This window comes from Enterobacter sp. ODB01, assembly GCF_001623605.1.
Taxonomy (GTDB): domain Bacteria; phylum Pseudomonadota; class Gammaproteobacteria; order Enterobacterales; family Enterobacteriaceae; genus Enterobacter; species Enterobacter kobei.
Map to the genome: position 1 here is coordinate 2,477,620 of NZ_CP015227.1, position 15,809 is coordinate 2,493,428.

At 52.2% G+C, this 15,809-nt stretch carries 11 protein-coding genes; 10 read left to right on the plus strand and 1 reads right to left on the minus strand.

The genetic code is table 11. The annotated features are described in order from the left end of the window. Positions 1 to 158: 158 nt before the first annotated feature. From A4308_RS11810 to A4308_RS22765, 9 genes are read left to right on the plus strand one after another with little or no spacing between them, the layout of a single operon-like run. Positions 159 to 3,488 carry a phage tail tape measure protein gene (locus tag A4308_RS11810; protein ID WP_032665842.1) on the plus strand — a complete coding sequence of 1,110 codons (3,330 nt, stop codon included), beginning with the start codon at positions 159 to 161 and terminating at the stop codon, positions 3,486 to 3,488. A 2-nt stretch (positions 3,489 to 3,490) separates the two neighbouring features. Further along, complete coding sequence (locus A4308_RS11815; protein ID WP_032610603.1) at positions 3,491 to 3,829, plus strand: phage tail protein; 339 nt, start codon at positions 3,491 to 3,493, stop codon at positions 3,827 to 3,829. Beyond that, on the plus strand, positions 3,826 to 4,581 hold the full coding sequence (locus A4308_RS11820) for a phage minor tail protein L (protein ID WP_032610602.1): 756 nt from the start codon (positions 3,826 to 3,828) through the stop codon (positions 4,579 to 4,581). The genes A4308_RS11815 and A4308_RS11820 overlap by 4 nt, the downstream gene beginning before the upstream one ends. A 1-nt stretch (position 4,582) precedes the next feature. Further along, the gene (locus tag A4308_RS11825) at positions 4,583 to 5,293 is read left to right on the plus strand and encodes a C40 family peptidase (RefSeq protein ID WP_032610600.1); all 711 of its coding nucleotides are present in this window, start codon (positions 4,583 to 4,585) and stop codon (positions 5,291 to 5,293) included. 28 nt (positions 5,294 to 5,321) lie between these two features. After that, a complete protein-coding gene (locus A4308_RS11830) occupies positions 5,322 to 5,669 on the plus strand; it encodes a hypothetical protein (RefSeq protein ID WP_032610599.1) in 348 nt (115 codons plus the stop codon). A 26-nt stretch (positions 5,670 to 5,695) separates the two neighbouring features. After that, positions 5,696 to 6,286 (plus strand): tail assembly protein, encoded by a 591-nt coding sequence (locus tag A4308_RS11835; protein WP_032610598.1) that lies wholly within the window; start codon positions 5,696 to 5,698, stop codon positions 6,284 to 6,286. 54 nt (positions 6,287 to 6,340) lie between these two features. Then, entirely contained in the window at positions 6,341 to 10,174 is a 3,834-nt protein-coding gene (locus A4308_RS11840) for a phage tail protein (RefSeq protein WP_063308535.1), read from the plus strand. Between the two features lies 1 nt (position 10,175). Next, positions 10,176 to 11,141 (plus strand): DUF6453 family protein, encoded by a 966-nt coding sequence (locus tag A4308_RS11845; protein ID WP_063308536.1) that lies wholly within the window; start codon positions 10,176 to 10,178, stop codon positions 11,139 to 11,141. Positions 11,142 to 11,201: 60 nt separating this feature from the next. Beyond that, entirely contained in the window at positions 11,202 to 12,329 is a 1,128-nt protein-coding gene (locus A4308_RS22765) for a tail fiber domain-containing protein (RefSeq protein WP_231867139.1), read from the plus strand. A gap of 131 nt (positions 12,330 to 12,460) precedes the next feature. On the opposite strand, the gene A4308_RS11855 is transcribed toward A4308_RS22765, so the two are convergent. Beyond that, positions 12,461 to 12,727: a DinI family protein gene (locus A4308_RS11855; protein WP_023296458.1), complete on the minus strand. Its 267-nt coding sequence runs from the start codon at positions 12,725 to 12,727 to the stop codon at positions 12,461 to 12,463. A gap of 424 nt (positions 12,728 to 13,151) precedes the next feature. Here A4308_RS11855 and pepN point away from each other — a divergent pair, with 424 nt between their 5' ends. Next, positions 13,152 to 15,764, plus strand: a complete 2,613-nt coding sequence (gene pepN, locus A4308_RS11860; protein ID WP_045281288.1) for an aminopeptidase N — start codon at positions 13,152 to 13,154, stop codon at positions 15,762 to 15,764. The last annotated feature ends 45 nt before the right edge of the window (positions 15,765 to 15,809 follow it).

Genomic DNA, 15,809 nt, shown 5'->3' on the forward strand with positions numbered 1-15,809 from the left:
CCGGTAGAAACTCTCTACCACTGGCGCGCGTATTTCCTGCGTACCGGTGCTATTAGCCGTCCAGGCGAGGAGAGTGGGCCACCCCCTGAAACCCCGCCTCCCGCTGCAGTCAGTAATGTTGACGATCAGTGTGCGGCCGTTATGAGAGCATTAATGTAATGGCTGACGTTGCCTCCCTTGCCGTCGGGCTGCATCTCAACGCAGCCAATTTTAAATCTCAGCTGATGGGCGCATACGGCGATGCTGAGAACTCCTCAAAGCGTTTCAACCGTAACGCGCAAGAAGATGCTAAAAAGACAGACGAAGCCTATGCCAGGATGGGTAAAACCATTACCGGTGTTGCTGGTCGTCTGGCAGGTTTTGCTGGTGCCGGTTTGTCTCTTGGCGCAATCATCACGACAACCCGGGAATACGGGCAGGCTCTGTCCGATCTGTCAGCCATCACTGGTGCGACGGGAACTCAGTTAAAGACGCTCGATGAAGCGGCTCAGGAAATGGGGCGCAGCACTGAATACAGTGCGAGCCAGGCTGTGGAAGCTCTGAAGTTGATGGCGTCCGCTAAGCCTGAACTTCTTCAGACCGCAGGCGGGCTTACTGCGGCGACAAAGAGCGCGCTTACGCTTGCTCAGGCCGCAGGCTCAACTTTGCCTGACGCAACCCGTACTCTCGCCCTTTCACTTAATCAGTTCGGAGCAGGGGCTCAGGAAGCTGACCGTTATATCAACGTGCTGGCAGCTGGCGCCAAGTTCGGGGCATCCGAAATCGCAGATACAGCCGCAGCCATCAAAAATGGCGGTGTGGCCGCTGCACAGGCAGGAGTCGGCTTTGAAACGCTGAACGCAGCGATTCAGGTTCTTGCAGAGCGTGAAATCAAAGGCGGTGAAGCTGGTACCGCGTTAAGAAACGTGATCCTGTCCCTTGAGAAAGGCACTGACAAAACACTGAAACCTTCAGTCGTAGGTCTCAGTGGCGCGCTTGAAAACCTGTCGAAGAAAAATCTTTCTACCGCACAGGCTGTAAAGCTTTTCGGGGTTGAGAATATCAATGCGGCCTCCGTGCTGGTGGACAACCGCAGCAAACTTGATGCATTAACCCAGGCCCTCACCGGCACCCAGACTGCGCATGAGCAGGCCGCTATTCGCGTAAATAACCTGAATGGCGACATCATGGGACTGACCAGTGCGTTTGAAGGCATGATCATTAAGATTGGTCAAAGCAGTACTGGCCCCCTGCGCTCAGGCATTCAGTCAGTAACCGATGGAATAAACCTGCTCACAGATAATTTCAATGCTGTTGCAAGCGTAGCTTTGTACACATTGATCCCCGTTCTCTCGACAAAACTAACTGCAGGTCTTCGTGAAAACGTAAGCGCCTGGCAACAAAATCAGGCAGCTGTAAGAGCTGCGGCTGCGGCCCAGGCTGACGGTGCACGCAAAACGCTTGAAGCAACTGCCGCCACACTTAAGCGCAATGATGCCGAGTTTGGGTACTACCGCCAGATGGAGAAGACCGCCAGGCAACAAGGCCTGAACGTTAATTACCAGGGGGAGTTTAACCGGTTAATTCGAGAAGAAACCGAGCAAACGAATCTGGCAACCCGAGCGAAAATGCAGCTGGCTGCAGCAAATCGCCAGGTCTCAGTATCTGCTCGGGCTGCCTCGGTTGCCGTTGGACTTGCTCGCGGGGCTTTAGCACTGGTTGGTGGACCGTTCGGCGCAGCAATGCTGGCGGGTTCGGCGCTACTGTATTTTCATCAGCAGGCGAAGGATGCCCGGCAGTCAGCAATTAACCTCAAGGATGCTGTTATTGAGACTACTGCTGCGCTGATGCAGATGTCTGATAAACAACTGGCCGTTAAGCAGATTGACCTGCAAGACCAGTATGAAAATCAGGTCACCCAGCGCAACCAGCTGATCAAGGAGATTCAGGACGCAGACAGCAGGCTTGATAGTCTCGGTGGTTTTGACCCATTCCGACAGAAAAAAGGCGTAGAAGACAGTAAAAAACGAGCTGAAGCTGATCTCGAATCTGTGAATAAGGGGTTAGAAACTACGCAGTCTAATCTCGAGAACGTCAGCAAGGCGCGATTTTTGGTCCAGACAGGGATTGCAGATCAAGCCAAATCGCTTGCAAGTGATATCAAAACTATTTCTGCGGAGACGGCAAAGGCCGGTGAGGGTGTCACTACTCCGTGGACCGGTGAGGATACTCAAAAGGCCAAGAAGGGAACGGTTAATCAGTACCTTCAGTTGCGCAGGGAGATAGAAGAAGCTCATGCAACCAGCCTTGGGAAAATTGATCTTCAGGAAAAAGCCAGCCAGGAAAAACTGATCGCAGCTGCCCGTAAAAATGGAGCCACTGAGCAGGACCTGCAGCGCACGCTGCTGATGAATGCTGAGAATTACCAGAAGCAACGCGCAGAACTTGCTGAGCAGTACTCACCCGCGCGCTCGGCAATCAATCAGGAAAAGGAAGCAAGTCAGGAGCTGAAGTCTCTCTTTGATGCACGCTTGCTTACTGAAAAAGAGTACATGGCTGCGCGTGTCACACTTTCACAGGAAACATCCCGACAAATCCTACAGGCCCAGGCTAATGCTCTATCAGCGCCACGGCTTGAGCTTGCCGGGGACGTTGACCCGCTAGCCCAGCAAAGAAATCAACTCGTACAGCAGCAAAGCTTGATCGAGACCTATTATCGCAATGGAGCAGTAAGTAAGCAGCAGTACGAAATGCTGATGCAGAAGAGTAGTAAAGATTCTGCTGATGCTCAGTATCAGACCGCGCTGGAATTATATCGCTCACAGAGTGACTTCAATAATCTGGCGATCGGTCTGGTGGATGCTACCCGGGAGCGTACCACTAATGTTCTGACGGGGCTGTTGACTAAAACGCAGACCTTTAAAGAGGGCATGATCAACCTCTTCTCCACGCTTACTCAGTCGATAATTCAAAACCTCGTCGACATGGCAGCCCAGGCGTTGCTAACTAATACGATTCTGAGCTCAATCATGAGCGTAGGTTCGAGTGTGTTTGGAGCTGTTGGAGGCGGTGCGGCGGCCAGTTCAGGAACAGCCATTGCCGACTATGGCAGTAACTTCCAGTTCAACGCTAAAGGAGGCGTTTATTCCTCCTCAGATTTGAGCGCTTACAGCGGTCAGGTCGTAGATAACCCTACGTTTTTCGCATTCGCGAAAGGGGCTGGGGTAATGGGGGAGGCGGGACCAGAAGCGATTATGCCTTTGACCCGCGCAGCTGATGGTTCACTTGGCGTGCGTGCTGTAAATAGTGGTGCAGCGGGAGGTGACACGGCACCGAAGGTTTATATAAGCATCGATTCAAACGGTAACACATCGACACAGGCACCTGCAGGTCTGGAACAATTCGGTACCGATGTAGGCCGTTACGTCGATCAGCGATACAAGCAGAATGTCATGCGTGATATCCGACCTGGTGGTGATATCTGGAACGCAATGAAAGGAACCCGATAAACATGGCTATCGAAACTTTTACCTGGAGCCCCAGAGTCAGTCCGACACAAACCGTCTCATTCAGGACGAGAAGCGCCAAGTTTGGGGATGGCTACGAGCAGATCTCCGGCGATGGCCTCAATCCTCGCAGCCAGCAGTGGGAACTGAATTTTGTTGGGACTGAAGAATACGTTCAGGCGATCAAAACCTTTCTTGACAGGCATGGAGGAACAAAATCATTCCAGTGGAAACCTCCGCTTGAGCCGCTTGGGTTATATCGTTGTGCCGAGTATAAGCCCACTCCGATGGGAGGTGAGAACTACTCCCTTTCCGCAACTTTCCAACAGGCATTCAAACCATGAGTCTAAATGAAGATTATCAGAAGCTTGAGCCTGGCGATGAGGTCAGGCTTTACGAGGTCGATGGAACGGCCTTTGGAACAGGCGAGGTTCTGCGGTTTCACAGCTACAGTCTGGCACATACTGAAGCTGAAATTGTCGCGGCCGGGGGTGATGAAGATAAGCTTCCAGCTAAATCAATTTGGTGGCAGGGGGAGGAATACAATGCATGGCCATGTCAGATTGAGGGGATCGAAGCTTCTACTAGCGGGAGCAGCGCGCAACCAAAATTATCGGTAGCAAACCTTGATAGCTCCATCACAGCTCTTTGTCTTGCCTATGACGATATGCTGCAGGCGAAGGTGACTATCCATGACACGTTAGGCAAATATCTTGATGCAAAAAACTTCGCGGATGGCAATGCGACAGCCGATCCCACGCAGGAAAAATTGAAGATTTTCTACATCGATTCAAAGAGTAGTGAAAGTAATGAAGTTGTTGAGTTCACACTCTCAAGCCCGATGGACCTGCAGGGGAAAATGATCCCGACGCGACAGCTTCATTCCCTGTGTACCTGGTGCATCCGGAATAAATATCGCACCGGCGACGGCTGCGACTATGCCGGCACCCGCTATTTCGATAAAAACAACAACCCGGTGAGCGACCCGTCTCTGGACGAATGCAACGGCACGCTGACGGCCTGCAAACTTCGGTTCGGTGAAAATAACGAGCTTTCGCATGGTGGTTTCCCGGGCACGTCTTTGATCAGGAGTTAATATGCGTCAGAAAACCATTGATGCAATTATGGCGCATGCTGCAGCAGAATATCCTCGCGAGTGCTGTGGCGTGGTGGTGCAGAAAAGCCGTGTTGAACGATATTTCCCTTGTCGTAACCTCGCTGCAGAGCCGACGGAACATTTCCACCTCTCGCCAGAGGATTACGCAGCTGCTGAGGACTGGGGAACAGTGATCGCCATAGCTCACAGTCACCCTGATGCCACGACTCAACCGAGCGAACTGGATAAAGCGCAATGCGATGCAACGCTTTTGCCGTGGCACATCGTGAGCTGGCCGGAGGGGGATTTACGCACCATCCAGCCACGCGGAGAACTGCCGCTGCTGGAGCGTCCGTTTGTGCTTGGACACTTCGACTGCTGGGGGCTGGTAATGAGTTATTTCCGGCAAACGCATGGTATTGAGCTCCACGATTACCGGGTGGATTATCATTGGTGGGAAAACGACTATCCGGACAACTTCTACCAAGATTGCTGGTATGAGTGCGGATTCCGTGAATTCGACGGGCCGCCGAAACCCGGCGATATGGTGATCATGCAGGTCCAGGCTGATAAGTGGAATCATGCGGGAATTCTGCTGGAGGGAAATATGCTGCTGCACCACCTTTACGGACACTTGAGCCAACGCGTACCGTATGGAGGCTACTGGCAAGAGAGAACGATGAAGGTACTTCGCCATAAGGACCTGTGCTAACCTTTGCTCAAAACAAAGGAGCGAAACCATGAAACTTGCCTTGAGCATAATATTATTATCAACATCTCTGAATTTATTTGCAGGAACTGTAAACGATTACCTTGATCGCCACTCAGAAATTAAATCTAATTCAGTTGCAGCCACTTACGTTAACCATTACGCATTTATGATTGCGATGATGGAAGCGCAACAGAAGCATAATAGATCTGACAATGAGTTTATCACCGGATTAGTTTCAGACAACGGTGATGTATATGCAAAGCTAGCGGTTAAAAAGCTTGCTAATGACTGTTTAATACAGCGAAGTATCGGTCAATCTGGAGAGTTAAATAATAAAGAATGTAATATTATGATTCGAGCGAATAAAGCGGATTAATAAGCATTTAAAGAATAGAGGGTACGATGCAAGAGGTAATGACGCGAATTGAGCTAAGTGGCGAGCCGGGTAAAATTTTTGGAAAGATCCACCACCGCCTTATCAATAAAGTATCTGAAGCTGGAACGGCCCTCGCTAAAACCATTCCGGGCTTTGAAAGTTATATGATTAGTAGTAAAAGTCGTGGTCTAACCTTTGCCGTTTTCAAAGGGAAGAAAAACATAGGAGTAGATGACCTTGGCTTCCCCGTTACAGGTGAAGTGATCAGAATTGTACCTGTAATCATTGGGGGGAAAAAAGCTGGTGTGCTGCAAACAGTTTTAGGTGCTGTGTTGGTGGCCGCTGGTGCTGTGCTTAGCTTCACTCCATGGGCTGCAGCCTCACCATTTTTATATAAATTTGGTGCTGCAATGATGCTAGGCGGAGTTGTACAGATGCTTTCTCCTCAGCCATCAGGCATAGCCAGCAAACAAAGTGCAGATAACCGCGCATCCTATGCATTCGGTGGTGTTACAAACACTGCGGCACAGGGGTACCCGGTCCCTCTGCTATATGGTAAGCGTCTTATCGGCGGAGCGATTATTTCTGCCGGAATTTATGTCGAAGATCAGCAGTAGATAACTAACCTTTTTTCTGGCCACCTTCGGGTGGCTTTTTTTTATGGGCGCAATATGGCTACAGATAAAGTGTTAAAGGGCCGCAAGGGCGGCAGCTCCAGTTCACGAACCCCTACCGAACAGCCTGATGATCTGCAATCTGTAGCGAAGGCAAAAATCCTCATTGCGCTTGGCGAAGGGGAGTTTGCAGGGCAGCTAACCGGCAAAGATATCTACCTGGACGGAACGGCCCTGGAGAATGCTGACGGCTCCCAAAACTTTAGCGGCGTGACGTGGGAGTTTCGCGCGGGAACGCAGGCGCAAAAATATATTCAGGGTATTCCCGGTACCGAAAACGAAATCAGCGTAGGAACTGAGGTATCAAGCGCTACAGCCTGGACGCGCACCTTTACCAATACGCAGCTTTCAGCAGTTCGCCTGCGTCTGAAATGGCCCTCGCTTTTCAAACAGGAGGACGACGGCGATCTGGTGGGTTATTCGATCAATTATGCGATTGACCTGCAGACGGACGGCGGCACATGGCAGACGGTACTCAATACCAGCGTGACCGGCAAAACGACGTCTGGTTATGAGCGCAGCCACCGTATCGATTTACCGCAAGCTGGCAACACCTGGACAATCCGCCTGCGTAAGATTACCTCTGACGCCAACAGCGCGAAGATCGGCGACACGATGACGCTGCAGAGCTTCACCGAGGTGATTGACGCCAAACTACGTTACCCGAACACCGCGCTGCTCTACATCGAATTCGACTCAAGCCAGTTCAACGGCTCTATTCCCCAAATTTCATGCGAACCGCGCGGCCGCGTTATCCGCGTTCCAGATACCTACGACCCTGAAACCCGCACTTATAGCGGAACATGGACCGGTGCGTTTAAGTGGGCATGGACGGATAACCCTGCGTGGATTTTTTACGATCTGGTTGTTTCTGACCGGTTCGGCCTTGGGCACCGTTTGACCGCTGCGAATATTGATAAATGGACGCTTTATCAGGTTGCCCAGTATTGTGATCAGATGGTACCAGACGGCAAAGGAGGCAACGGTACCGAGCCACGTTACACCTGCAACGTGTACATTCAGGACCGGAACGACGCCTACACAGTCCTGCGCGATTTTGCTGCTATCTTCCGTGGCATGACCTACTGGGGCGGGGATCAGATTGTGGCCCTGGCTGACATGCCGCGCGATGTTGATTACAGCTACACGCGCGCTAACGTTGTTGGCGGTCGATTCACATATTCGAGCAGCACCACGAAAAGCCGCTACACCACAGCGCTAGTTTCATGGTCAGACCCGGGTAACGCTTATGCCGACGCGATGGAGCCGGTATTTGAGCAGGCGCTGGTGGCGCGATACGGCTTCAATCAGCTGGAAATGACAGCTATCGGCTGCACCAGGCAGTCAGAAGCGAACCGAAAGGGGCGCTGGGGTATTCTAACCAACAACAAGGATCGCGTTGTTTCGTTTGATGTTGGGCTGGACGGAAACATTCCGCAGCCAGGCTACATCATCGCCGTGGCAGACGAGCTGCTTTCCGGAAAGGTTATGGGTGGCCGCATCAGCGCCGTTAACGGTCGCGTTATCAAACTTGACCGCGTGGCAGATGCAGCAGCAGGTGATCGCCTTATTCTCAACCTGCCTTCCGGAGCGTCGCAGAGCAGGACCATTCAGGCCGTGAACGGGGAATCAGTCACAGTCACCACGGCATACAGTGAGACGCCACAGGCAGAAGCTGTTTGGGTGGTTGAATCTGACGAGCTCTACGCGCAGCAGTATCGAGTTGTCAGCGTTTCCGATAACAATGATGGCACTTTCTCCATTACCGGTGCGTGGCATGACCCGGATAAATATGCCCGTATCGATACCGGCGCCATCATTGACCAACGGCCGGTGAGCGTGATCCCGCCGGGCAACCAGTCGCCGCCTGCGAATATCGTGATCAGCTCGTTTTCCGTGGTTCAGCAAAATATCAGCGTCGAAACAATGCGCGTGAGCTGGGACCAGGCGCAGAACGCTATCGCCTATGAAGCGCAATGGCGCCGCAACGACGGGAACTGGGTTAACGTGCCGCGCAGCTCCACCACGTCATTCGACGTCCCGGGGATTTATGCAGGGCGCTACCTGGTGCGCGTGCGCGCAATCAATGCCGCAGAAATCTCCTCCGGGTGGGGCTATTCAGAAGAGAAAACTCTGACGGGTAAAGTGGGCAATCCGCCGAAACCGGTCGGCTTCATCGCTTCCGATAATGTGGTATTCGGTATCGAGCTGAACTGGGGATTCCCGGCGAATACCGACGACACGCTGAAGACGGAAATTCAGTACAGCCTGACCGGTACCGAAGACGATGCGATGCTGCTGGCCGATGTGCCTTACCCGCAGCGCAAATATCAGCAGATGGGCCTTAAGGCTGGGCAGATTTTCTGGTACCGCGCTCAGCTGGTGGACCGCAGCGGCAACGAATCAGGTTACACAGAATGGGTGCGCGGGCAGGCCAGCATCGATGTATCCGATATCACCGATGTGATCCTGGAGGAGATTAAAGATTCTGAGGTATTCAAGGATCTGATTGAGAGTGCCGTAGAAAGTAGCGAGAAACTGGCCGAACTTTCTGATGCGATTAAGGAGAACGCCGATGGTCTGGCTGCAGCAGTAGGTTCGAATAAGCAGACAGCAGAAGCAATCATTGGCAACGCCCTGGCTATTGCTGATGTTGTTGTGCGCCAGACTGCGCAGCAGGGGGCTAACTCTGCGAAATTCGAACAGCTCCGGGAGGTGATCGCTACTGAGACGGAAGCGCGCGTCACGGATGTTACTCGTCTAGAGGCGAAAACTGCACAGAATGAAGCGGGTATTACTGATGTTCGCCAGGCGTTAGCAACGGAAACTGAAGCTCGCGCTTCTGCGGTAAGTCAATTGACGGCTGCCACTCAGGCCGCATCTGACAAAGCTGATTCAGCAGCTGCTGTAGGTGCTCAGAATACAGCATCAATCACTGACCTTAGCCAGGTTGTCACGGACCTCGATTCCTCAATGGCATCACGCCTGGAAGAGCTGGGTGCACAAACTGATAAGGCCAGCGGCGGTATTCAGAACAATGCTATCGCGCTGATCACCAGTACGCTCGCGCAGGTTAACCAGCGTAACCTTCTGAGCGTGCAATATGGTGATAACAAAGCCAGTATTGAGCGAGTCGACAATGTCATGGCAGATGCAAGTAAAGCTGTCGCTGAGTCGCTGCGCACACTGGATTCCAGCACCGGTGGAAACACCGCGAATGTCACTGACTTGTCAAAGACGCTCGCTGACTTCACTCAGGTGTCTGCTACGCAAATCAACTCGCTGAAGGTCACGGTTAACGGTCAGTCTGCGGCTATTATCCAGAACAGCCAGGTATCAGCGGACATCAATAACAACCTGAATGCGATGTACAGCATCAAGGTCGCTGTTGATTCTAATGGTAATCAGTATGCAGCAGGGATGGGGATTGGTGTTCAGAATACGCCGTCCGGCATGCAATCACAGGTACTGTTTGTGGCTGACCGATTCGCTGTAATGGCGCAGGCTGGCGGTACAGTTACGCTGCCATTTGTGATCCAGAACGGGCAGACCTTCATCCGGGATACGTTCATCCAGGACGGTACCATCAGCAATGCCAAAATCGGCAGCTATATTCAGTCTTCAACCTGGGACGGAACCGGGAACGTTGGCTGGCACATCAACAAATCTGGCTACGCGACGTTTAACAACGTGACCGTTCGCGGCTCGATTTACGCCACAAACGGTAATTTTTCTTTCAATGGCTCCGGCAACACAACGGTGATTAATGGTAATGGCGTAACCATTAATATTCCGGGTGGAAGTCGCATCGTACTGGGGACATGGACATAAAATGCCGACAGGATTATTGATAGAACTTAATGACGGTGGAAAACGAATGGAGATAACGGCGGGCCTGCGGTGCCCGTCATTTGGAGCAAGTTTTGACAGTGGCTATCAGAAAGCGAAGTACGCTGATATTGCCGGTTATGTTTCAGGGGCACAGGTACTCTTTATACCACACGCGACGGCTTATCTTGATTCAGGGCTGCTGCATAAAATGAATTCGGTCACCATATCGGGTGGCCGAGTCACGCAGAACTCGACGATGAAAGATAACAGTATCAGCGAACGGGATAGCACTTACACATTTCCCGGAAGTCTCTGGCAGATATTTCCAACAGGTCAGCGTAGTGGTGTGGGCTTGCTCATAAGCGACAGCTCAGATTTCACATCTATAACTAACGCTACTCAGTCAGGCCAGTGTATCTGGAAAGGTACTGTGAATGTTCCAACCGGGGGCTGGGCGGTTCCGACGATAGCAGGTTATGACAAGTCGAAATATATCGTTTTCGGACGCTGTAATAGCGGTAATACGATTGACTTCGACGGCAACACAGTAAGATTCTTCAGTCCTCCGTCAACTAATGATGACGCTCCCACAACCGGCACGATAGACATCGTTATCTTCGCCAGTGGCGTAGCGCCGCAGCCTGGTACTGGCCTCAATATTTTTAACGCTGAAGGGGCCTGTACGTTTTCAACTACAAAGCGACCTTTCGTATACCTCAATCAACTCTGGTCACCTTCCACAAGTGCCGTGAGCATCGGCAGCGGCTATGTACCGCTGGGCAGATTTGGTCTGATGATTCATATGGTAAATGGCATGTACGTGTATCGGATGTTCGGAATAAAGATACAGAACGGTAGCGCTTCAGTTCAGGGCGGGAAATACCTTGGACGCGAGCAGTATGCCATATTCGGTAATAACACGATTACTCCGCTCAGCCTTCCCGTCTTGCCTGATATGTACGTCTGAATTAACTTTCTATTCAAATCAACCTCGCTCCGGCGGGGTTTTTTATTGTCTGGAGATAATATGATTTATACCACTGGCACTATTGCCATTAGCGGAAATACCCTTACAGGTACGGGAACAAACTTCACTGCAGCTGGCTCGCTGATTCGTAACGGCTGTACCGTCATCGCGCTGACCAGCCCGGCGCAGGTTTTCCAGATCACCGTTATCGGCGGGGCAACAAGTCTCACAGTGACTCCTGCGGCAAGTCCTGCAATACCGGCGGGAACGAAGTATTCCATTTTGCTGAGCGACAGCCTGAGCGTTGACGGTCTGGCGCAGGACATCGCTGAAACCTTCACTATGTACCAGCGTTACATGAGCGGTTTCGCTGATGTGATGAACGGTACTACAGACGTCACTATCACGATTAACGGTGTGGCCGTTACCGTACCGGGCCAGAAATCACTGGCGAAGAAAGGGGCTAACAGCGATATAACCAGCCTAAGCGGCCTGACTACCGCGCTCAGTATCAGCCAGGGCGGTACAGGTGCAAAGAATGCTGCTGACGCTCGCACAAACCTCGGTTTGGGAAATGCCGCCACTAAGGATGTTGGCCCTAATACTGGTAATGTCTTAGGAGTTGGATATTTTGGTTTCGGAACTCCAACTGTTAACGTTTTAGGAAGTACCGAATCAGGGTTTTATGGCATTGATGGCTCTGGTACTGCCTGGGCGCCGCAAGCTGGATCAGGTATTGTATGCGGGTATGACCCAACGCGCCGGCAGCAAATATTTACAGGAGCATCCGGGAATCTTTTTGTCCGGAACCTTAGCGCATCTGCTATGAATACATCTTCGTCCACCATTCCATGGACACAGATGCAGTCTGTTGGAACATCAGATATTAATTTTAAACACGTCAACGGCGATCTCGATGTTGCTGATTCTCTTGAAAATATCTGTCAAATGGAGTTTAAGCGATTCTACTATCTTGATGATGATGAGCAGACAGAGCGCCGTGGCGTAATTGCTCAGCAGATCGAACAAATCGACAAGCAATATGTTCACTCTGCTGAGGGCGTAGGGAAAATGACGCTTGACCTTAACCCACTGATGATGGATGCCCTGGCAGCCATAAAGGCACTTAATGCAATGGTAGTTGAACTTCGTGAACAGGTTGATGAGCTGAAACGGGGGGGAGCTTGATATACCTGAAGACAGCATATTGAAACGGCTTCGCTAAGAAAACCGCCGCCCATCTTAAGAAAGAACGGGCGGCGGCTGGTTGCTCAGTGTTCATGCCCGAGCAAACGTGGGGAATATTACACGATAGATAGTTAAAGCCCAACCTGGCGAACAGTAGGAGACTCAGAGGTCAGCCACATGTCAGAATCTTCAAACATCTCCTCCAGCATGCGGTTCAGTTTTTCCCGATCGCTTTTGCTGGCGTCGCTATTCAGGCCGTTTGCCTGCATCGGCTTCACCTTCACTTCGGCATCAGGGAAAATCTGATGCACCCGCTTCGTCAGCTCTGCCAGTATGATTTCTCTGGCCCCTTCTAGCCCCTCAACATTACGCTTGTCATAAACCAGTTCTACGAACATAAATGCTCCGCTAATCACTGTTTGAATATACAGTATTTTTGCTTTGGCGGTTTTATCTGTCAAGGCATGAACAACTTGTTTTTAAATTTTGGGGAACATACTGCTGGCGTGTTTGTTATCGATTAGCCCTACAGGGCTGATGTGGTCTGGCGCTGACTAAAATTATGCGTGGGGCATGGATGGGGCAAAAGTGGTCTGTGAAGTTCGTTAAAGTTCGTTAATCATGCATTTCCTCGATCTCGCCCATCCCTTGTTTAATGCGCTCCTGGACGATCTTTATCGATTTTAAAAATTATGAGTTCATATTATACAAATGTAGCGAAAAAGGTGTTTCTGCCTGAAAAGATGAACATTCTGCATAGCGCGTTTTGCGCAACAGGAATATATTGAAACGTTACTCGACAAACGATGCATAAGGTTTTCTATGACACAACAGCCACAAGCCAAATACCGCCACGACTACCGTGCGCCGGAATACCTGATTAGCGATATCGACCTGACGTTTGACCTGGATGCCACAAAAACCGTCGTGACGGCGGTGAGTCAGGTGACGCGCCACAGTGCGACTGCCGTGCCGCTGCGTCTCGATGGCGAAGACCTGACGCTGGTCTCCCTGCATATTAATGATGAACCCTGGTCAGAGTATAAAGAAGAAGGCAACCAGCTGGTCATCGACAACCTGCCGGAACGCTTTACGCTGCGCATCGTGAATGAAATCAGCCCTTCAGCCAACACGGCGCTGGAAGGGCTTTACCAGTCAGGCGTGGCTCTGTGTACCCAGTGTGAAGCCGAAGGTTTCCGCCATATCACCTGGTACCTGGACCGCCCGGACGTCCTGGCGCGCTTCACGACGAAAATCATCGCCGATAAAACGCTTTATCCGTTCCTGCTCTCCAACGGTAACCGCGTCGGTGAGGGCGAACTGGAAAATGGTCGTCACTGGGTGCAGTGGCAGGATCCGTTCCCGAAACCGTGCTACCTCTTTGCGCTGGTGGCGGGTGATTTTGATGTGCTGCGCGATACGTTCAAAACTCGCTCCGGGCGTGAAGTGGCGCTGGAGCTGTTTGTTGACCGTGGCAACCTTGACCGCGCACCGTGGGCGATGACCTCGCTCATCAACTCCATGAAGTGGGACGAAGAACGTTTCGGCCTCGAATACGACCTCGACATCTATATGATCGTCGCCGTCGATTTCTTTAACATGGGCGCGATGGAGAATAAAGGTCTCAACATCTTTAACTCCAAATACGTACTGGCACGTACCGACACCGCTACCGATAAAGACTACCTTGATATCGAACGCGTCATCGGCCACGAGTATTTCCATAACTGGACCGGTAACCGCGTCACCTGCCGTGACTGGTTCCAGCTGAGCCTGAAAGAGGGACTGACCGTCTTCCGCGATCAGGAGTTCAGCTCCGATCTGGGCTCTCGTGCGGTAAACCGTATCAACAACGTCCGCACTATGCGCGGCCTGCAGTTTGCGGAAGATGCCAGCCCAATGGCGCACCCAATCCGTCCGGATAAAGTCATTGAGATGAACAACTTCTACACCCTGACGGTGTATGAGAAGGGCGCTGAAATTATCCGTATGATCCACACCCTGCTGGGCGAAGAGAACTTCCAGAAAGGGATGCAACTCTATTTTGAGCGTCATGACGGCAGCGCGGCGACCTGTGACGATTTTGTGCAGGCGATGGAAGATGCTTCTAACGTGGATCTCTCTCACTTCCGCCGCTGGTACAGCCAGGCCGGGACGCCGATTGTCACCGTTAAAGACGACTACAACCCGGAAACCGAGCAATACACCCTGACCATCAGCCAGCGCACGCCGCCAACCGCCGAGCAGGAAGAAAAACATCCGCTGCACATTCCGTTCAGCATTGAGCTGTATGACAACGAAGGCAAAGTGATCCCGCTGCAGAAGGGCGGTCACCCGGTACACCACGTACTGAACGTAACCCAGGCAGAGCAGACCTTTATCTTCGATAACGTCTATTTCCAGCCGGTGCCTGCGCTGCTGTGCGAATTCTCCGCCCCGGTGAAGCTGGAGTACAAGTGGAGCGATCAGCAGCTGACGTTCCTGATGCGTCACGCCCGCAACGATTTCTCCCGCTGGGATGCCGCGCAGAGTCTGCTGGCGACCTACATCAAGCTGAACGTGAACCGTTACCAGCAGGGCCAGCCGCTGACGCTGCCGGTGCATGTAGCAGACGCGTTCCGTGCGATCCTGCTGGATGAATCTATTGATCCGGCGCTGGCGGCTGAAATTCTGACCCTGCCGTCGGCAACTGAAATTGCCGAGCTGTTTGACATCATTGACCCGATTGCCATCGTGGCCGTGCGTGAAGCGCTGACCCGCACGCTGGCTGCTGAACTGGCGGACGAATTCCTCGCCATCTATAACACCAATAAGCTTGATGCTTATCGCGTTGAGCACGCGGACATTGGTAAACGTTCTCTGCGTAACACCTGCCTGCGTTATCTGGCGTTTGGTGAAACCGAGCTGGCGAACACGCTGGTGAGCACGCAGTATCATAAAGCGGACAATATGACCGACGCGCTGGCCGCGCTGGCGGCGAGCGTTGCCGCTGAACTGCCGTGCCGCGATGCGCTGATGCAGGAGTACGACGACAAGTGGCACCAGGATGGTCTGGTGATGGACAAATGGTTCATTCTGCAGGCGACCAGCCCGGCGGCCGATGCGCTCAGCAAAGTCCGCAGCCTGCTGAAGCACCGTTCGTTCACCATGAGTAACCCGAACCGCGTGCGTTCCCTGATTGGTGCGTTTGCCAGCAGCAACCCGGCCGCGTTCCACGCGGAGGACGGCAGCGGTTATCAGTTCATGGTGGAAATGCTGACCGAACTGAACAGCCGTAACCCGCAGGTGGCGTCGCGTCTGATTGAGCCGCTGATCCGTCTGAAACGCTACGATGCGAAGCGTCAGGCGAAAATGCGTGCCGCGCTTGAACAGCTGAAAGGGCTGGAAAACCTGTCCGGCGATTTGTACGAGAAGATCGCGAAAGCCTTAGCGTGATGTAAAAAAGCCCGGTGGGCAGGTAAAAGCAAAACGGCAACCCAG